Annotated in this window: 15 protein-coding genes; 13 read left to right on the forward strand and 2 right to left on the reverse strand. The window is 55.8% G+C overall.

What is annotated here, in order from left to right; all coding sequences use genetic code 11:
* The first annotated feature begins 153 nt into the window (after window positions 1-153).
* The 3 genes from BLW11_RS11490 (at window position 154) to BLW11_RS11500 (ending at window position 3,201) form a co-directional block, all read left to right on the forward strand.
* Entirely contained in the window at window positions 154-1,011 is an 858-nt protein-coding gene (locus tag BLW11_RS11490; protein ID WP_048358607.1) for a glycine betaine ABC transporter substrate-binding protein, read from the forward strand.
* A gap of 223 nt (window positions 1,012-1,234) precedes the next feature.
* Complete coding sequence (locus BLW11_RS11495) at window positions 1,235-1,546, forward strand: DUF485 domain-containing protein (protein WP_048359505.1); 312 nt, start codon at window positions 1,235-1,237, stop codon at window positions 1,544-1,546.
* On the forward strand, window positions 1,543-3,201 hold the full coding sequence (locus BLW11_RS11500; RefSeq protein ID WP_048358606.1) for a cation acetate symporter: 1,659 nt from the start codon (window positions 1,543-1,545) through the stop codon (window positions 3,199-3,201). The genes BLW11_RS11495 and BLW11_RS11500 overlap by 4 nt, the downstream gene beginning before the upstream one ends.
* A 275-nt stretch (window positions 3,202-3,476) precedes the next feature.
* Here BLW11_RS11500 and gltA read toward each other — a convergent pair whose 3' ends face one another.
* Window positions 3,477-4,766 (reverse strand): citrate synthase, encoded by a 1,290-nt coding sequence (gene gltA / locus BLW11_RS11505; RefSeq protein ID WP_048358605.1) that lies wholly within the window; start codon window positions 4,764-4,766, stop codon window positions 3,477-3,479.
* 350 nt (window positions 4,767-5,116) lie between these two features.
* Between gltA and sdhC the strand changes: the two genes are divergently transcribed.
* The 10 genes from sdhC (at window position 5,117) to brnQ (ending at window position 18,260) form a co-directional block, all read left to right on the forward strand.
* Window positions 5,117-5,503 carry a succinate dehydrogenase, cytochrome b556 subunit gene (gene sdhC / locus BLW11_RS11510; protein WP_088500128.1) on the forward strand — a complete coding sequence of 129 codons (387 nt, stop codon included), beginning with the start codon at window positions 5,117-5,119 and terminating at the stop codon, window positions 5,501-5,503.
* On the forward strand, window positions 5,497-5,865 hold the full coding sequence (gene sdhD, locus BLW11_RS11515) for a succinate dehydrogenase, hydrophobic membrane anchor protein (protein WP_003446906.1): 369 nt from the start codon (window positions 5,497-5,499) through the stop codon (window positions 5,863-5,865). Before sdhC ends, sdhD begins: the two co-directional genes overlap by 7 nt.
* 3 nt (window positions 5,866-5,868) lie before the next feature.
* Window positions 5,869-7,644, forward strand: a complete 1,776-nt coding sequence (sdhA, locus tag BLW11_RS11520) for a succinate dehydrogenase flavoprotein subunit (RefSeq protein ID WP_048358604.1) — start codon at window positions 5,869-5,871, stop codon at window positions 7,642-7,644.
* 11 nt (window positions 7,645-7,655) lie between these two features.
* Window positions 7,656-8,360, forward strand: coding sequence for a succinate dehydrogenase iron-sulfur subunit (locus BLW11_RS11525; RefSeq protein ID WP_048359504.1), 705 nt, complete (start codon window positions 7,656-7,658; stop codon window positions 8,358-8,360).
* Between the two features lie 260 nt (window positions 8,361-8,620).
* Complete coding sequence (locus BLW11_RS11530; protein WP_048358603.1) at window positions 8,621-11,452, forward strand: 2-oxoglutarate dehydrogenase E1 component; 2,832 nt, start codon at window positions 8,621-8,623, stop codon at window positions 11,450-11,452.
* 41 nt (window positions 11,453-11,493) lie between these two features.
* Window positions 11,494-12,708 carry a 2-oxoglutarate dehydrogenase complex dihydrolipoyllysine-residue succinyltransferase gene (gene odhB / locus BLW11_RS11535; RefSeq protein ID WP_048358602.1) on the forward strand — a complete coding sequence of 405 codons (1,215 nt, stop codon included), beginning with the start codon at window positions 11,494-11,496 and terminating at the stop codon, window positions 12,706-12,708.
* 159 nt (window positions 12,709-12,867) lie between these two features.
* Window positions 12,868-14,304, forward strand: a complete 1,437-nt coding sequence (lpdA, locus tag BLW11_RS11540) for a dihydrolipoyl dehydrogenase (RefSeq protein ID WP_048358601.1) — start codon at window positions 12,868-12,870, stop codon at window positions 14,302-14,304.
* Window positions 14,305-14,530: 226 nt separating this feature from the next.
* Window positions 14,531-15,697, forward strand: coding sequence for an ADP-forming succinate--CoA ligase subunit beta (gene sucC / locus BLW11_RS11545; RefSeq protein ID WP_019828555.1), 1,167 nt, complete (start codon window positions 14,531-14,533; stop codon window positions 15,695-15,697).
* Entirely contained in the window at window positions 15,697-16,578 is an 882-nt protein-coding gene (gene sucD / locus BLW11_RS11550) for a succinate--CoA ligase subunit alpha (protein WP_048358600.1), read from the forward strand. The genes sucC and sucD overlap by 1 nt, the downstream gene beginning before the upstream one ends.
* Before the next feature lie 368 nt (window positions 16,579-16,946).
* Window positions 16,947-18,260, forward strand: a complete 1,314-nt coding sequence (brnQ, locus tag BLW11_RS11555) for a branched-chain amino acid transport system II carrier protein (protein WP_048358599.1) — start codon at window positions 16,947-16,949, stop codon at window positions 18,258-18,260.
* Window positions 18,261-18,412: 152 nt separating this feature from the next.
* On the opposite strand, the gene BLW11_RS11560 is transcribed toward brnQ, so the two are convergent.
* Complete coding sequence (locus BLW11_RS11560) at window positions 18,413-18,682, reverse strand: hypothetical protein (protein WP_048358598.1); 270 nt, start codon at window positions 18,680-18,682, stop codon at window positions 18,413-18,415.
* Window positions 18,683-18,756: the final 74 nt, after the last annotated feature.

Below are 18,756 nucleotides of genomic sequence, written 5' to 3' on the forward strand. Positions count from 1 at the left end.
TGTCGCTTGTAGTTGCCTGGGCGTCGTGGTCAGAGCAGGGCTGCCGGCAGTCGCGGTTGATGATCAGTGCGCGGTTAAACAAGGTGTGAGAGCACTGAGTGAATCCAGATGGGGTCCGGCACTCGTCGGGCCCGGCACTGTGGGGAATCAAAGATGAAGAAGCGACGAATTTTGAGCGCGGGAGCTGCCTTGGTGCTGGCGATGAGTGCGGGCCTGGCAAGTGCCCAGAGCAAGCCGACCCTGAATATCGGTTATGTGGACGGTTGGTCCGACAGCGTGGCGACCACCCATGTAGCGGCCGAAGTGATAAAGCAGAAGCTGGGTTATGACGTCAAGTTGATGCCGGTGGCGACGGGCATCATGTGGCAAGGCGTGGCCACGGGCAAACTGGACGCCATGCTGTCCGCCTGGTTGCCGGTGACTCATGGCGAGTACTGGACCAAGAATAAAGACAAGGTCGTGGATTATGGGCCTAACTTCAAAGATGCAAAAATCGGCCTGATCGTTCCTGAGTATGTAAAAGCCAAGTCCATCGCGGACTTGAAGGGCAGTGACGAATTTAAGAACAAGATTGTCGGTATTGATGCCGGATCGGGCGTCATGCTCAAAACCGATGAGGCAATCAAGGACTACGATCTCAAGGGCTATAAGTTGCAAGCCAGTTCGGGGGCGGCCATGACGTCGGAGTTGGGGCGCGCCTATGCCAAGAATGAACCCGTCGCCGTGACGGGTTGGGTGCCGCACTGGATGTTTGCCAAGTGGAAACTGCGCTTTTTGGATGACCCTAAAGGCGTATATGGCGCTGCAGAAACGGTAAACAGTATCGGCAGCAAAGAGCTGGGCAAGAAAGCGCCTGAAGTTGTCGCGTTTCTGGAGAAATTTTCCTGGAACTCAAAAGATGAAATTGGTGAGGTAATGCTGGCTATTCAAGAGGGTACCAAGCCCGAGGCTGCGGCCAAAGAGTGGGTTGCCAAACACCCGGAGCGTGTTGCCGAGTGGACCGCTAAATAATCGCGAAGCGTCTAGCTCGCAGTACACAAGACCGCTTGGTGTTTACATCAAGCGGTTTTTGCTTTTTTACAGTTACCCGCTTAAGTGCATCGTCCTTGCAGGCTAGAGAAAACGCGGGCTGCAGCAGATTTTGGGCTCTACTACTAAAGTCGTCTGGAATTGAATGTGCGGCGCCCTAATAGTGAAAACGTTCCATCTCATCTGTGCTGCGAGGACAAAAATAATGAACGACAGCATTTACCTCTCGATTCAAAACAGCCCGCGCTTCAAGGAGCTGGTTAAAAAAAGAGAGCGGTTCGCCTGGATTCTCTCGGCAATCATGCTCGGTCTATATGCCGCCTTTATCCTGTTGATTGCTTATGGGTCACACATCATGGGGGCCAAGTTGACTCCCGATTCGTCTATTACCTGGGGTATTCCAATTGGTGTGGGGTTGATTCTTTCGGCCTTCATTCTGACCGGTATCTATGTGCGCCGGGCCAATGGCGAGTTCGATGAGTTGAACAATGCAATTCTCAAGGAGGCAGGGCAATGATCGGGCGCCTATTGGCAACACTGGGCGTTGCAGCCCTTGCACCAGCGGTCTGGGCGGGAGAGGCCCTGACCGGCGAAGTGCAGAAACAACCGCTTAATATCTCGGCGATCATCATGTTCGTCGTGTTTGTTGGCGCGACCCTGTGCATCACTTATTGGGCGTCAAAGCGTAACAAGTCTGCTGCCGACTACTATGCCGCTGGCGGTAAAATCACCGGTTTCCAGAACGGTCTGGCGATTGCAGGCGACTATATGTCTGCAGCCTCTTTCCTGGGTATTTCCGCGCTGGTTTATACCTCTGGCTACGATGGCCTGATCTATTCGATCGGCTTTCTGGTGGGTTGGCCCATCATTCTGTTCCTGATCGCAGAGCGTCTGCGTAACCTGGGCAAGTACACCTTTGCTGACGTTGCCTCGTACCGTTTGGGTCAAACCCAGATCCGCTCGCTGTCGGCTTGCGGTTCGCTGGTGGTGGTGGCGTTCTACCTGATTGCGCAGATGGTCGGTGCCGGCAAGCTGATTCAGTTGCTGTTCGGTCTGGACTACCACGTTGCGGTAGTTCTGGTAGGTATTCTGATGTGCATGTACGTGTTGTTCGGCGGCATGCTGGCAACTACCTGGGTACAGATCATCAAAGCGGTAATGTTGTTGTCGGGTGCGACGTTCATGGCCGTGATGGTAATGAAGCATGTCAACTTTGACTTCAATGCGTTGTTTGCCGAAGCCGTGAAGATTCACCCTAAAGGTGAAGCGATCATGAGCCCGGGCGGCCTGGTGAAAGATCCGATTTCGGCCTTCTCCCTCGGTCTGGCGCTGATGTTTGGTACCGCCGGCCTGCCTCATATCCTGATGCGCTTCTTCACCGTGAGCGATGCCAAAGAAGCGCGTAAAAGCGTGTTCTACGCAACGGGCTTCATCGGTTACTTCTATATCCTGACCTTTATCATCGGTTTTGGCGCAATCATCCTGGTAAGCACCAACCCTGCATTCAAAGACGCTGCTGGCGCCTTGCTGGGCGGTAACAACATGGCGGCCGTGCATCTGGCTGATGCGGTTGGCGGCAGTATGTTCCTGGGCTTTATCTCGGCCGTAGCCTTCGCCACTATCCTTGCGGTAGTTGCCGGGCTGACTCTGGCCGGTGCTTCGGCGGTGTCCCACGACCTGTACGCCAGTGTGATCAAGAAGGGCAAAGCCAACGACAAGGATGAGATCCGCGTTTCGAAGATCACCACTATCGCCTTGGCGGTACTGGCGATTGGCTTGGGCATCCTGTTCGAAAGCCAGAACATCGCATTCATGGTGGGCCTGGCGTTCTCCATCGCGGCGAGCTGCAACTTCCCGGTACTGCTGCTTTCCATGTACTGGAAAAACCTGACCACCCGTGGCGCCATGATTGGCGGCTGGCTGGGCTTGATCAGCGCGGTGGGCTTGATGGTTCTGGGTCCGACCATTTGGGTGCAGATCCTGCATCACGAAAAAGCCATCTTCCCTTACGAGTACCCGGCACTGTTCTCCATGATCATTGCGTTCGTGGGTATCTGGTTCTTCTCCATCACGGACAAGTCCAAGGCTGCGGAGAAAGAGCGCGCCTTGTTCTTCCCTCAGTTTGTGCGTTCGCAGACTGGCTTGGGGGCGAGCGGGGCGGTGGATCATTAATCCGCTCTAAACGTTATGTGTAAAGCCGCCCCCCTGTCGTAAGGCAGGGGGGCTTTTTTATGGGGTGGCGGTGAGTGCCAATGCCTCCTCTGGCTGGGGATATCACTGTGGGGGCTGGCTTGTCAGGGGTGCGGGCGACCCTATTGCCCTGACCATCATCGCTGGCCAGCCAGCACCCAGCGTGTGCATGGGTTAAATGACGGACAAAAAAATACGGCCTCTATGTAGATAGAGGCCGTATTCGCTGCAATCGGGATACTGTCGTGGGACAGGCCTTACTTGCGGTCTTCCAGCTTGGTCAGGTCACGCTGCTCGTAGCCGGTGTACAGCTGGCGCGGACGGCCAATCTTGTACGGGCTGGAGAGCATTTCTTTCCAGTGCGAAATCCAGCCAACTGTGCGCGACAGGGCGAAGATCACGGTGAACATGCTGGTTGGAATGCCGATCGCCTTGAGGATAATCCCCGAGTAGAAGTCGACGTTCGGGTACAGCGAGCGTTCGATGAAGTACGGGTCGGTCAGGGCGATCTCTTCCAGGCGCATGGCCAGTTCGAGTTGCGGATCGTTCTGAATGCCCAGCTCTTTAAGCACTTCGTCGCAGGTCTTTTTCATCACGGTGGCGCGAGGGTCGCGGTTTTTGTAAACCCGGTGACCAAAGCCCATCAGTTTGAAAGGATCGTTTTTGTCCTTGGCCTTGGCGATGAACGTGTCGATGTTTGAAACATCGCCAATTTCGTCGAGCATGGTCAGAACGGCTTCGTTTGCACCGCCGTGGGCAGGGCCCCACAGTGCAGCGATACCGGCAGCAATACAGGCGAACGGGTTGGCACCCGAAGAGCCTGCCAGGCGTACGGTGGACGTCGAGGCATTCTGTTCGTGGTCAGCGTGCAGGATAAAGATCTTATCCATTGCCTTGGCCAGTACCGGGCTGATCGGTTTGATCTCGCACGGCGTGTTGAACATCATGTGCAGGAAGTTTTCGGCGTAGGTCAGGTCGTTACGCGGGTACATCATGGGTTGACCCATGGAGTACTTGTAAACCATCGCTGCCAGGGTTGGCATCTTGGCAACCAGGCGGATCGCGGAAATTTCGCGATGCTGCGGGTTATTGATGTCCAGAGAGTCGTGGTAGAAGGCCGAAAGGGCGCCGACTACACCGCACATGACCGCCATCGGGTGGGCGTCACGACGGAAGCCGTTGAAGAAAGTCTTCAACTGCTCATGAACCATGGTGTGGTTCTTCACGGTGCTGACGAATTGAGCCTTCTGCTCTGCAGTCGGCAGTTCGCCGTTCAGCAGCAGATAAGCGGTCTCAAGGTAGTCAGAGTGTTCAGCCAGCTGTTCGATCGGGTAGCCGCGGTGCAGCAGGATACCGTTGTCACCATCAATATAGGTGATCTTCGACTCGCAAGATGCAGTCGACATGAAGCCCGGGTCAAATGTGAATCGGCCCGTTGCCGTTAGGCCGCGCACATCGATTACATCGGGACCCACGGTGCCAGTTAAAATGGGCAGCTCGACGGGGGCTGCGCCCTCGATGATCAACTGCGCTTTTTTGTCAGCCATGTGGCCTCCTATTTATGCTTGAAATCATCAGACAGACCCCCCACGCAGGGCCCGCACCACTATAGTGAGATAAATTTGAATGTCAATTTGCCTAAAGTCTTGCTGTACAAGGCTTTGAGCTGGGTTTTTTAGCGATTATCCCTGCCGTTTACGCCTTTTATAGCCCGAGCGCAATGCGCTATTAGGGGGAGGTGTTTGCGTTGTCATTAGTGACCTAACTGTCTATACTCGGCAGCCGACCGCCAGGGGCTTTTGGGCCTGTTTAGATGGGGGTCGTCACTCCCGGGTGGTGGGTACCTGACCAGTGCGCATCCCAACAAACTTGCCCTGATTGTTAGGGGCTCTTCAGTGTGAAAAAAGCCGTGAATAGCCAACGACCTGTAAACCTAGACCTAAGGACCATCAAACTCCCCATCACCGGCGTTACGTCATTTCTGCACCGTGTATCGGGCATTATTCTTTTTCTCGGCCTGGGCATCATGCTTTATGCATTGAGCAAATCCCTGGGTTCCGAAGAAGGTTTTGCCGAGGTGAAGGCATGCTTGACCAGTCCTCTGGCCAAATTCGTTGCGTGGGGCCTGCTCTCTGCCTTGCTGTATCACCTGGTTGCCGGTGTGCGCCACTTGATCATGGACATGGGCATCGGTGAGACGCTTGAAGGCGGCCGACTGGGCTCGAAAATCGTAATCGTCATTTCTGTGGTGATGATTGTTCTGGCGGGAGTTTGGATATGGTAACCAGCGTTACGAACCTGTCGCGTTCGGGCCTCTATGACTGGATGGCACAACGTGTGTCTGCGGTTGTTCTAGCGGCTTACTTCATTTTCCTGATCGGATACCTCGTTGCGAACCCAGGCATTGGCTACGCCCAATGGCATGAGCTGTTCGCAAGCAACTGGATGCGTATCTTCAGCCTGCTGGCCCTTGTTGCTCTGGGCGCACACGCCTGGGTAGGCATGTGGACCATCGCGACCGACTACCTGACGCCGATGGCGCTGGGCAAGTCCGCGACAGCAGTACGTTTCCTCTTCCAGGCAGTCTGCGGCGTTGCAATGTTCGCTTACTTCGTCTGGGGTGTGCAGATTCTTTGGGGTATCTGATTCATGGCTAACACAGTTAATACACTTTCGTTCGACGCCATTATTATTGGCGGCGGCGGTGCTGGCATGCGCGCTGCTCTGCAGCTGGCACAAGGCGGTCACAAGACTGCCGTAATCACCAAGGTTTTCCCGACTCGTTCGCACACCGTATCGGCTCAGGGTGGCATCACCTGCGCGATCGCTTCTGCAGATCCGAACGATGACTGGCGCTGGCACATGTACGATACCGTCAAGGGTTCCGACTACATCGGTGACCAGGACGCTATCGAATACATGTGTTCCGTAGGTCCGGAAGCCGTGTACGAACTCGAACACATGGGTATGCCGTTCTCCCGTACTGAACAGGGCCGCATCTACCAGCGTCCGTTCGGCGGTCAGTCCAAGGACTTCGGTAAAGGCGGCCAGGCTGCCCGTACCTGCGCTGCAGCCGACCGTACCGGTCACGCGCTGTTGCACACCCTGTACCAGGCCAACCTGAAGGCCGGCACTGTATTCCTGAACGAATACTACGGTGTCGATCTGGTGAAGAACGAGGCTGGCGACTTTGTCGGCATGATCGTTATCTGCATCGAAACAGGCGAAACCTCTTACGTTCGCGCTAACGCCACCGTATTGGCGACTGGCGGTGCAGGCCGTATCTACTCGTCCACCACCAACGCCCTGATCAACACCGGTGACGGTATTGGCATGGCACTGCGTGCTGGCGTGCCGGTACAAGACATCGAAATGTGGCAGTTCCACCCGACCGGTATTGCCGGCGCCGGTGTACTGGTTACAGAAGGTTGCCGTGGTGAAGGTGGATACCTGATCAACAAGCACGGCGAGCGTTTCATGGAGCGTTATGCTCCGAACGCCAAAGACCTTGCTGGTCGTGACGTAGTAGCTCGCTCGATGGTTAAGGAAATCATCGCGGGCAACGGTTGCGGTCCGGATGGCGACCACGTAATGCTGAAACTCGATCACCTGGGTGAAGAAGTTCTGCACAGCCGTCTGCCAGGCATCATGGAGCTGTCCAAGACTTTCGCTCACGTCGACCCTGCCGTAGCGCCGATCCCGGTAGTACCTACTTGCCACTATATGATGGGCGGCGTTGCCACCAACATTCATGGCCAGGCGATCACTCAGGATGCCGACGGCGCTGACCAGATCATCCCTGGCCTGTTCGCAGTGGGTGAAGTGGCATGCGTATCGGTACACGGTGCCAACCGTCTGGGCGGCAACTCGCTGCTCGATCTGGTGGTATTCGGTCGTGCCGCAGGCCTGTTCCTTGAGCAGACCCTGAAAGAAGGCGTTGATTACGCCCGTCCACGTCAGTCCGATATCGACGCTGCCCTGGCACGTCTGGACGGCCTGAACTCGCGTACTGATGGCGAAGACGTAGCAACCCTGCGTAAAGAGCTGCAAAGCTGCATGCAGAACTACTTCGGTGTATTCCGTACCGGCGAATACATGCAGAAGGGTATTGCCCAGCTCGCTGATCTGCGTAAGCGTATCGCCAACGTGAAAATCAACGATAAGAGCCAGGCGTTCAACACGGCCCGTATCGAAGCCCTTGAGCTGCAAAACCTGCTCGAAGTGGCTGAAGCGACTGCAATCGCTGCTGAAGTCCGTAAAGAATCGCGCGGTGCTCACGCCCGTGAAGACTTCGAAGATCGTGACGACGTTAACTGGCTGTGCCACACCCTGTACTTCCCGGGTGACAAGCGCGTAGCCAAGCGTGCGGTGAACTTCTCGCCGAAAACCGTTCCGACCTTTGAACCCATGATTCGGACTTACTAAGGGTGGCCGATATGTTGAAAGTCAGTGTTTATCGCTACAACCCGGATCAAGACGCCGCGCCGTTCATGCAGGAATTTCAGGTCAATACCAACGGTAAAGACCTGATGGTGCTGGACGTGCTGGCGCTGGTCAAAGAGCAGGACGAAGGTTTCTCCTATCGTCGCTCTTGCCGTGAGGGCGTTTGCGGCTCCGACGGCATGAACATCAACGGCAAAAACGCCTTGGCGTGTGTAACGCCGCTGTCTGCTGTCGTTAAAGGCAACAAGCTGATTGTTCGTCCATTGCCAGGTTTGCCGGTTATCCGTGACCTGGTCGTCGATATGAGCATCTTCTACAAGCAATACGAAAAAGTTAAGCCGTTCCTGCAGAACGATACTCCGGCTCCGGCCATTGAGCGTCTGCAATCGCCAGAAGAGCGTGAAAAGCTCGACGGTCTGTACGAGTGCATCCTGTGCGCTTGCTGCTCGACCTCGTGCCCGTCCTTCTGGTGGAACCCGGACAAGTTCCTGGGCCCTGCTGCACTGTTGCAAGCCTATCGTTTCCTGGCTGACAGCCGTGACACCAAGACCACCGAGCGTCTGGCTTCGCTGGATGACCCGTTCAGCGTATTCCGCTGCCGCGGGATCATGAACTGCGTAAACGTGTGTCCGAAGGGCTTGAACCCGACTAAGGCCATCGGTCACGTGCGTAGCATGCTGCTGCAAAGCGGCGTGTGATCAAAGGCTGTATCGCAGCACCGTTGTAACCGTAGATGCTACGGCGCAGGCTTCAACCGGCGCCGTAGTTTTAACCTGAGCAGCAGCTCATGAAGTTGCGGCTCTTATTTTGAAGAAATGAGACCAGCAGGGGCATCCGGGCTGGTACCCGGACTATCAGCGTGATCCTAAGTGGCTTGTTTTAGTCGCTGTATTCGGACTTTCTCAAGCGTGCTCTGGTGTTCTCGTCGATGGTGTCCCCTAACCGAGGGTGACCAAGCATGCAAGAAAGCGTGATGCAGCGCATGTGGAACAGCGGCTATCTTTCAGGTGGTAACGCTGCCTATGTGGAAGAGCTCTATGAGCTCTACCTGCACGACCCTAACGCTGTGCCAGAAGAATGGCGCACCAAATTTCAGACGTTGCCGAATGATGGCAACTCTGCCAACGATGTTTCGCACTCCACAATCCGCGATCATTTCGTGCTGCTGGCAAAGAACCAGCGCCGCGCCCAACCGGTTTCTGCCGGGAGCGTGAGCAGTGAGCACGAGAAGAAGCAGGTTGAAGTGCTGCGATTGATCCAGGCCTATCGGATGCGCGGCCACCAGGCAGCCCAGCTTGATCCGCTGGGGCTGTGGCAGCGTCCTGCACCTGCAGACCTGTCGATCAATCATTACGGCTTGACCAATGCCGATCTTGATACGACCTTCCGTGCCGGCGACCTGTATATCGGCAAAGAGGAAGCGAGCCTACGCGAAATTCTCGAGTCGTTGCAGCAGACATATTGCCGCACCATCGGCGCAGAGTTCACGCACATCGTCGATTCCGAGCAGCGCCACTGGTTTGAACAGCGCCTCGAAAGCGTACGCGGCCGCCCGACGTATTCTGCTGATGTCAAAGGCCATTTGCTTGAGCGCATCACTGCTGCTGAAGGTCTGGAAAAGTACCTGGGTACAAAATACCCGGGCACCAAGCGTTTCGGCCTGGAAGGCGGCGAAAGCCTGATTCCTTTGCTGGACGAGCTGATCCAGCGTTCGGGCAACTACGGCACCAAAGAAATCGTTATCGGTATGGCCCACCGTGGCCGTCTGAACGTATTGGTGAACACCTTCGGCAAAAACCCGCGCGAATTGTTCGACGAGTTCGAAGGCAAGAAAAAAATCGAGTTGGGTTCCGGTGACGTTAAATATCACCAGGGCTTCTCCTCCAACGTCATGACCTCGGGCGGCGAAGTCCACCTGGCAATGGCGTTTAACCCGTCCCACCTGGAGATCGTTTCTCCTGTGGTTGAAGGGTCTGTACGTGCTCGCCAGGACCGTCGCAACGACAGCACCGGCGAAAAGGTACTGCCAATTTCCATCCACGGTGATGCTGCTTTCGCAGGTCAGGGCGTGGTCATGGAAACCTTCCAGATGTCGCAGACTCGCGGCTTCAAGACGGGCGGCACCATTCATCTGGTCATCAACAACCAGGTAGGCTTCACCATCAGCAATCCGGAAGACTCGCGCTCCACCGAGTACTGCACGGATGTTGCGAAAATGATTCAGGCACCGATCCTTCATGTAAATGGTGATGATCCGGAAGCCGTTCTGTTCGTAACCCAGCTGGCTATCGACTACCGCATGCAGTTCAAGCGTGATGTCGTGATCGACCTGTTCTGCTACCGCCGTCGCGGTCACAACGAGGCCGACGAGCCAAACGGTACTCAGCCGCTGATGTATCAGCAGATCGCCAAACAGCGCACTACCCGTGAACTGTATGCCGAACGTCTGACGCAAGAAAAAGTGGTAGACGCAGAACGCGTTCAGGCCAAGATCGACGAATACCGCAACGCGCTGGACAACGGTCTGCATGTTGTGAAAAGTCTGGTCAAAGAGCCTAACAAAGAGCTGTTCGTAGACTGGCGCCCATACCTGGGTCACGCCTGGACTGCACGTCACGACACGCGTTTTGATCTCAAAACCCTGCAAGAACTGTCCGCCAAGCTGCTGGAAATTCCGGAAGGCTTCGTGGTTCAGCGCCAGGTTGCGAAGATCTACGAAGACCGTCAAAAAATGCAAGCCGGCGGCCTGCCGATCAACTGGGGTTATGCCGAAACAATGGCATACGCAACCCTGCAGTTCGAAGGTCACCCGATCCGCATGACCGGTCAGGACATTGGCCGCGGTACGTTCTCGCACCGTCACGCCGTGTTGCACAACCAGAAAGATGCTGGCACTTACATTCCTCTGAAGCACCTGTTTGAAGGTCAGCCACGCTTTGACCTGTACGACTCGTTGCTGTCCGAAGAAGCAGTATTGGCGTTCGAATACGGTTACTCGACCACCACGCCTAATGCGCTGGTTGTCTGGGAAGCCCAGTTCGGCGACTTCGCCAACGGCGCTCAGGTTGTAATCGACCAGTTCATCACCAGCGGTGAGCACAAGTGGGGCCGTCTGTGCGGTCTGACCATGTTGCTGCCACACGGTTATGAAGGTCAGGGCCCGGAGCACTCCTCTGCACGTCTTGAGCGCTACCTGCAGCTGTGTGCTGAGCACAACATTCAGGTGTGCGTACCAACAACTCCTGCACAGATCTACCATCTGCTGCGCCGTCAGGTTATCCGTCCGCTGCGCAAGCCGCTGGTCGTTCTGACACCGAAGTCGTTGCTGCGTCACAAACTGGCAATCTCGACACTGGAAGATCTGGCCGAAGGTTCGTTCCAGACCGTTATTCCGGAAATCGATGCACAAGATCCGGCGAAAGTCGGCCGCATCGTGCTGTGTAGCGGCAAGGTCTACTACGACCTGCTGGAAAAACGCCGTGCCGAAGGTCGTGATGACATCGCCATCGTGCGTCTTGAGCAGCTGTACCCGTTCCCTGAGGACGACTTGATTGAAGTCCTGGCTCCGTACAAAAACGCCAAACATATTGTCTGGTGTCAGGAAGAGCCGATGAACCAGGGTGCCTGGTACTGCAGCCAGCACCACATGCGCCGCATCATCAGCGGTCACGATAAATCTCTCGTACTTGAGTACGCGGGCCGTGACGCTTCTGCTGCACCTGCTTGTGGTTACGCATCGATGCACGCTGAGCAACAGGCAAAACTGTTGCAAGACGCGTTCACTGTTTAACGCCTTCGCGCACTGAAACCGAATTTAAGGAACCAAAGAACATGGCTATCGAGATCAAAGCCCCAACATTTCCGGAATCGGTTGCCGATGGCACCGTTGCCACCTGGCACAAGCAACCGGGCGACGCTGTAAAGCGCGACGACCTGATTGTTGACATCGAAACCGACAAGGTTGTGCTGGAAGTACTGGCTACAGCTGACGGCGTTCTGGGCGCTATCGTCAAGAACGAAGGCGACACCGTTCTGTCCGACGAAGTTCTGGGCTCCATCGTTGAAGGCGGCGTTGCTGCTGCTCCAGCCGCTGCTGCACCGGCCGCTCAGGCTGCTGCTCCAGCTGGCGAAGGCGAAGACGATCCAGTGGCGGCTCCTGCTGCTCGCAAGATCGCTGAAGAAAACGGTATCAACATTGCTTCCGTTGCCGGTACTGGCAAAGGCGGTCGTGTGACCAAGGAAGACGTCGTTGCTGCTGTTGCTGCCAAAAAGGCCGCTCCTGCTGCTGCGCCTGCCAAGGCTGCCGCTCCTGCCGCTGCTGCTCCGGTATTCGCTGCTGGCGACCGCGTAGAAAAACGCGTTCCGATGACCCGCGTTCGTGCCACCGTGGCCAAGCGTCTGGTTGAAGCTCAGTCGAACATGGCGATGCTGACCACTTTCAACGAAGTGGACATGACTGAAATCATGGCACTGCGTTCGAAGTACAAGGACCAGTTCGAGAAGGCCCACAACGGCGTACGCCTGGGCTTCATGTCGTTCTTCGTCAAGGCTGCTACCGAGTCGCTGAAACGCTTCCCGGCTGTCAACGCCTCGATCGACGGTTCCGACATCGTTTACCACGGCTTCGCCGACATCGGTGTTGCTGTATCCAGCGACCGTGGTCTGGTGGTTCCGGTTCTGCGTAACGCCGAACTGATGAGCCTGGCTGAAATCGAAGGCGGCATCGCTGCTTACGGTAAAAAAGCCCGTGACGGTAAACTGTCGATCGACGAAATGACCGGCGGTACCTTCACGATCACCAACGGTGGTACTTTCGGTTCGATGATGTCGACCCCGATCGTTAACCCGCCGCAAGCCGCGATCCTGGGCATGCACAACATCCTTCAGCGTCCAATGGCAATCAACGGTCAGGTCGTAATCCGCCCGATGATGTATTTGGCTCTGTCTTACGATCACCGCTTGATCGACGGCAAAGAAGCTGTAAGTTTCCTGGTAGCAATCAAAAACCTGCTGGAAGACCCGGCTCGTCTGCTGCTGGATATCTGATAGAAGCAGCTGCGAGCTTCATGCCCCACGTTAAAGCGCACGGCATGAGGCTCGTATCATAGGAAACAGCTATGAGCTGCAAGTGTGAAGCTGCAAGCAATTGTGGTTTGGCCTTGTAGCTTGCAGCTTGAAGCTTGTAGCTAAAGAGGACTTTTTTACATGTCTCAGAAATTTGACGTTGTAGTGATTGGTGCGGGCCCTGGCGGCTACGTTGCTGCCATCAAGGCTGCTCAACTGGGCCTTTCGACTGCTTGCATCGAAAAATACACCGACAAGGAAGGCAAACTGGCGCTGGGCGGTACTTGCCTGAACGTTGGCTGCATTCCATCCAAGGCGCTGCTGGACAGCTCCTGGAAGTATCACGAAGCCAAGGATGCATTTGCCATCCACGGCATCACCACCGGTGAAGTGAAGATGGACGTTGCAGCGATGGTTGGCCGTAAAGCCAACATCGTTAAAGGTCTGACTTCCGGCGTTGCAACCCTGTTCAAGGCTAACGGCGTTACTTCCCTGCAAGGCCACGGCAAACTGCTGGCCGGCAAGCGCGTTGAACTGACCAAGCCAGACGGCACCGTTGAAATCATCGAAGCCGAGAACGTGATCCTGGCTTCGGGCTCGCGCCCAATCGACATTCCACCTGCTCCAGTTGACAACAACGTTATCGTTGATTCGACCGGCGCACTGGAATTCCAGTCCGTACCCAAGCGTCTGGGCGTCATCGGCGCTGGTGTTATCGGTCTGGAACTGGGTTCGGTATGGTCCCGTCTGGGTGCTGAGGTAACTGTTCTGGAAGCTCTGGACACGTTCCTGATGGCTGCAGACGCTGCCGTATCCAAAGAAGCCTACAAAACCCTGACCAAACAAGGTCTGGACATCAAGCTGGGCGCTCGCGTTACCGGTTCCAAGGTTAACGGCGAAGAAGTCGTTGTGACCTACACCGACGCCAACGGCGAACAGACCATCACGTTCGACAAGCTGATCGTAGCCGTTGGTCGCCGTCCGGTGACTGCCGAGCTGCTGGCAGCTGACAGCGGCGTGACCATCGACGAGCGCGGTTTCGTGTTTGTTGACGATCATTGCGCGACCAGCGTACCGGGCGTTTTCGCCATCGGTGACGTGGTACGTGGCATGATGCTGGCACACAAGGCTTCCGAAGAAGGCATCATGGTTGTTGAACGCATCAAAGGTCACAAGACCGAGATGAACTACGACCTGATTCCATCGGTTATTTACACTCACCCGGAGATCGCGTGGGTCGGTAAAACCGAACAGGCCTTGAAAGCTGAAGGCGTTGAAGTTAACGTCGGCACCTTCCCGTTCGCAGCCAGTGGCCGTGCCATGGCAGCAAACGACACCGGTGGCTTTGTTAAAGTCATTGCTGATGCCAAAACTGACCGCGTACTGGGCGTCCACGTGATTGGCCCGAGCGCAGCAGAGCTGGTACAGCAGGGCGCGATCGGTATGGAATTCGGCACCAGCGCTGAAGATCTGGGCATGATGGTTTTCTCCCATCCAACCCTGTCTGAAGCCTTGCACGAAGCAGCACTGGCAGTGAATGGCGGCGCCATCCACATCGCCAACCGCAAAAAACGTTAATACCAGACAATAAGAAACCACGGCGGTTTGCCCGTCGTGAGCCTTGCTAGCAAGCCTCACCGCGGAACTTCCGCCGGACGCAGTCTTGTCTTGTTTTACTCGGGTCCGACTCCGCTCACGCGGATGTCGGGCTTGAACAGGCAGCACAAGCAGCAGTCACAGGTGGTGCGGCACTAATAAAAGTGCAGCGCCGAATGCGCAGTACCTAACGAAGACGGTAAAAAGCATGAATCTTCACGAGTATCAGGGTAAGCAGCTGTTCGCTGAATACGGCCTGCCAGTATCCAAGGGTTATGCAGTAGATACCCCGGAAGCAGCCGCAGAAGCTTGCGACAAAATCGGCGGGACTGAATGGGTTGTCAAAGCCCAGGTTCACGCAGGTGGTCGCGGTAAAGCGGGCGGCGTTAAGCTGGTTCGCAGCAAAGAAGACGCTAAAGCATTCGCACAACAGTGGTTGGGCAAGCGTCTGGTGACTTACCAGACTGATGCCAATGGTCAGCCGGTCACCAAGATCCTGGTTGAATCGTGCACTGATATCGCTAAAGAGCTGTACCTGGGCGCTGTCGTTGACCGTTCCAGCCGTCGTATCGTGTTCATGGCTTCCACCGAAGGTGGCGTGGACATCGAGAAGATCGCACACGACACTCCAGAAAAAATTCTGAAAGCAACTATCGATCCACTGGTTGGCGCTCAGCCATTCCAGGGTCGCGAGTTGGCTTTCCAGTTGGGTCTGGAAGGCAAGCAAGTTACTCAGTTCGCCAAGATCTTCGTAGGTCTGGCCAAACTGTTCAAGGATCACGATCTGGCCCTGCTGGAAGTGAACCCGCTGGTTATCAAGACTGACGGCGATCTGCACTGCCTCGATGCAAAAATCAACATCGACGCAAACGCCATGTACCGTCAGGCCAAGCTGAAAACTTTCCACGATCCGTCGCAAGACGATCCGCGCGAAGCGCACGCTGCCAAGTTCGAACTGAACTACGTAGCGCTGGAAGGCAACATCGGCTGCATGGTAAACGGCGCTGGTCTGGCGATGGGCACCATGGACATCGTTAACCTGCATGGCGGCAAGCCAGCCAACTTCCTCGACGTTGGCGGCGGTGCTACCAAAGAACGCGTTACCGAAGCGTTCAAGATCATCCTGTCCGACAGCAATGTCGCTGCAGTATTGGTCAACATCTTCGGCGGCATCGTTCGTTGCGACATGATTGCCGAAGGCATCATCGGTGCAGTGAAAGAAGTCGGCGTGAAAATCCCGGTGGTTGTTCGCCTTGAAGGCAACAACGCTGAACTGGGCGCTAAAGTACTGGCAGAAAGCGGCTTGAACATCATCGCTGCTACCAGCTTGACCGACGCTGCTCAACAAGTTGTTAAAGCTGCGGAGGGCAAGTAATGAGCGTCCTGATCAATAAAGACACCAAAGTTATCTGCCAGGGCATCACTGGTTCGCAGGGTAGCTTCCACACCCAGCAAGCCATTGAATACGGCACCAAGATGGTTGGTGGCGTTACTCCGGGCAAAGGCGGCACCACTCACCTGGACCTGCCTGTTTTCAACACCGTGAAAGAAGCCGTAGCTGCCACTGGCGCAACCGCCAGCGTTATCTACGTACCGGCTCCTTTCTGCAAGGACTCCATCCTTGAAGCAGCTTTCGGCGGCATCAAGCTGATCGTTTGCATCACTGAAGGCATTCCTACCCTGGACATGCTGGACGCTAAAGTTAAGTGCGACGAGCTGGGTGTAATCCTGATCGGCCCTAACTGCCCAGGCGTTATCACTCCAGGCGAATGCAAGATCGGCATCATGCCAGGTCACATTCACTTGCCAGGCAAAGTAGGCATCGTGTCGCGTTCCGGCACCCTGACTTACGAAGCTGTTAAGCAGACTACTGACGCCGGTTTCGGTCAGTCGACTTGCGTAGGCATCGGTGGTGACCCGATCCCTGGTTCCAACTTCATCGACATCCTGAAGTTGTTCCAGGAAGACCCGAAGACCGAAGCGATCGTAATGATCGGTGAGATCGGCGGTTCGGCTGAAGAAGAAGCGGCTGCCTACATCAAGGCACACGTGACCAAGCCAGTTGTTTCCTACATCGCTGGTGTGACTGCCCCTGCTGGCAAGCGCATGGGCCATGCTGGCGCAATCATCTCTGGCGGCAAGGGCACTGCAGACGAGAAGTTTGCTGCTCTGGAAGACGCAGGCGTTAAAACCGTGCGTTCGCTGGCAGACATCGGCAAGGCTCTGTCCGAGCTGACTGGCTGGGCCGTCAAATAAGCCACGCGCTTAGCTGATAGCTACACCAGACAAAGGCCACCTTAGGGTGGCCTTTGTGCATTCTGGAGAAAAGAATCGGAACTCTCCCCCAAGCTTCCCCGGCTTCGGACTGCAGGCAAAATCACACCAAATCAATTTTCGATGTCATTCAGGCGACAACTGCGTTCGTTCATCGGACAGTCCGCCCTCTAACAGTGCGTTGTAGGAAAAAACTCGGTAATCTTGCCGCCATTCTGCATTTCTGCGTGTGCATCCCAAAAGGAAGCCGCGCGCTAGACGGGTCGGACTTATACAGACCGACAGCATTTCCCACATCCGCACGGGAAATTCCCCTCTAAATTCCGATTCAGTAGTGTGGTATTTCCGTAATGAAAGTATTGAAAGGCCAGGACATCCTGGCACTTGGGTTTATGACTTTTGCCCTGTTCGTTGGGGCTGGCAACATCATTTTCCCGCCAATCGTTGGCCTGCAGGCTGGACCGAATGTCTGGATGGCCGCACTGGGCTTCCTGATCACCGCAGTGGGTTTGCCGGTGGTCACTGTTATTGCGCTGGCCAAGGTTGGCGGCGGTATGGATGCACTGAGCAGCCCGATCGGTAAAATCGCGGGTGGCTTGCTGGCGGCTGTGGCCTATCTGGCTGTTGGTCCGTTGTTCGCGACCCCGCGTACTGCAACCGTATCCTTTGAAGTCGGCCTGGCGCCGTTGACCGGCGAAAGCCCGCTGGCGCTGTTTCTGTACAGCTCGGTGTACTTCCTGATCGTGTTCTTCGTTTCGCTGTATCCAGGTCGTCTGCTGGACACGGTAGGGCGTTTTCTCGCTCCGTTGAAAATCATCGCGCTGGCTATTCTCGGTATTGCTGCTGTTGCCTTGCCTGCCGGTGATATAGGCGTCGCGACCCCTGAATACGTTGCCGCTCCGTTCTCCCAAGGCTTCATCAATGGTTACCTGACCATGGATACCCTGGGCGCACTGGTGTTCGGCATCGTTATCGTGAACGCCATTCGCTCCCGAGGCGTTGAATCGCCGAAGCTGATCACCCGCTACGCAATCATTGCTGGCCTGATCGCCGGTGTCGGTCTGGCACTGGTGTACATCAGCCTGTTCCGCCTTGGGGCGGGCAGCCATGAAGTGGCGGCGGGTGCAACCAATGGCGCGGCAGTACTGCACGCCTACGTTCAGCACACTTTCGGTTCGCTGGGCAGCGGTTTCCTGGCGGTACTTATCGCTTTGGCCTGCTTGGTGACGGCTGTAGGCCTGACGTGTGCCTGCGCAGAATACTTCAGTACGGTATTGCCACTGTCTTACAAGACGCTGGTGATTATCCTTGCCGTGTTCTCGCTGGCCGTGTCGAACCTTGGGTTGACGCAGTTGATCGCGTTCTCCATCCCGCTGCTGACGGCGATATATCCGCCGTGCATCGTGCTGGTGGCCTTGAGCTTCTGCAAAGGGCTGTGGCATGCGCAGACGCGGATCGTTGGTCCGGTAATGCTGGTCTCGTTCCTCTTCGGTTCGATCGACGCGCTTAAAGGTGCGGGCCTGGGTGACTGGATTCCGACCCAACTGGCGAACATGCCATTCAGCAACCAGGGCCTGGCGTGGCTGGTGCCGTGCCTTGTGACCCTGCTGGGCGCAGTTGTCTGCGACCGCGTGCTGGGCAAGCGTCAAGAAGCACTCGCGTAATATCCGGATCGCCAAAAGCATCACCGGATAAATAAAAAGCCCTGCATCTAACGGATGCAGGGCTTTTTTTATGGCCGTGTGTTCAAGGCCGGGCTCAAACACAACAAAGCCCGCACGGGGCGGGCTTCGTTTTTACATCGCAAAAAGCCGTATTACTTGCTTTCTGGAGTTGCCACTGGAGCAGCAGGGACAGCTGGAGCTGCTTCTTCAGCGGCGGCTTTGTTGGACTCGGCCTGAGCTTTGGCAGCTTCGGCGTTTTCTTTCGCCGCGTCGTTCACTTTGTCCTGAGCTTCAGACATTTTTTCTTGAGCTTGCTCAGCGTGCTGAGTGGCGTCCTGGGCTTTATCTTCAGACTTCTTGTCGCACGCAGCAAGACCAAGGGTGGCAGCCAGCATCAAGGCAACAGCAAAAGTATTACGCATGGGGTGTTTCTCCTTATGAGTAGATCTACGGGGCGTTTGAGCATTGTCCGAATGCTTAAGTTCCATGCTCGTAC

Source organism: Pseudomonas deceptionensis (assembly GCF_900106095.1).
GTDB lineage: Bacteria > Pseudomonadota > Gammaproteobacteria > Pseudomonadales > Pseudomonadaceae > Aquipseudomonas > Aquipseudomonas deceptionensis.

Excerpts from the sequence above, each read along its gene's own strand:
- sdhD (WP_003446906.1), top strand. The coding sequence starts at position 5,497 with ATGGTAACCAGCGTTACGAACCTGTCGCGTTCGGGCCTCTATGACTGG.
- BLW11_RS11490 (WP_048358607.1), top strand. The coding sequence starts at position 154 with ATGAAGAAGCGACGAATTTTGAGCGCGGGAGCTGCCTTGGTGCTGGCG.
- BLW11_RS11525 (WP_048359504.1), top strand. The coding sequence starts at position 7,656 with ATGTTGAAAGTCAGTGTTTATCGCTACAACCCGGATCAAGACGCCGCG.
- gltA (WP_048358605.1), bottom strand. The coding sequence starts at position 4,766 with ATGGCTGACAAAAAAGCGCAGTTGATCATCGAGGGCGCAGCCCCCGTC.
- BLW11_RS11530 (WP_048358603.1), top strand. The coding sequence starts at position 8,621 with ATGCAAGAAAGCGTGATGCAGCGCATGTGGAACAGCGGCTATCTTTCA.
- lpdA (WP_048358601.1), top strand. The coding sequence starts at position 12,868 with ATGTCTCAGAAATTTGACGTTGTAGTGATTGGTGCGGGCCCTGGCGGC.
- BLW11_RS11495 (WP_048359505.1), top strand. The coding sequence starts at position 1,235 with ATGAACGACAGCATTTACCTCTCGATTCAAAACAGCCCGCGCTTCAAG.
- sdhA (WP_048358604.1), top strand. The coding sequence starts at position 5,869 with ATGGCTAACACAGTTAATACACTTTCGTTCGACGCCATTATTATTGGC.
- BLW11_RS11560 (WP_048358598.1), bottom strand. The coding sequence starts at position 18,682 with ATGCGTAATACTTTTGCTGTTGCCTTGATGCTGGCTGCCACCCTTGGT.
- brnQ (WP_048358599.1), top strand. The coding sequence starts at position 16,947 with ATGAAAGTATTGAAAGGCCAGGACATCCTGGCACTTGGGTTTATGACT.
- BLW11_RS11500 (WP_048358606.1), top strand. The coding sequence starts at position 1,543 with ATGATCGGGCGCCTATTGGCAACACTGGGCGTTGCAGCCCTTGCACCA.
- sucD (WP_048358600.1), top strand. The coding sequence starts at position 15,697 with ATGAGCGTCCTGATCAATAAAGACACCAAAGTTATCTGCCAGGGCATC.
- odhB (WP_048358602.1), top strand. The coding sequence starts at position 11,494 with ATGGCTATCGAGATCAAAGCCCCAACATTTCCGGAATCGGTTGCCGAT.
- sucC (WP_019828555.1), top strand. The coding sequence starts at position 14,531 with ATGAATCTTCACGAGTATCAGGGTAAGCAGCTGTTCGCTGAATACGGC.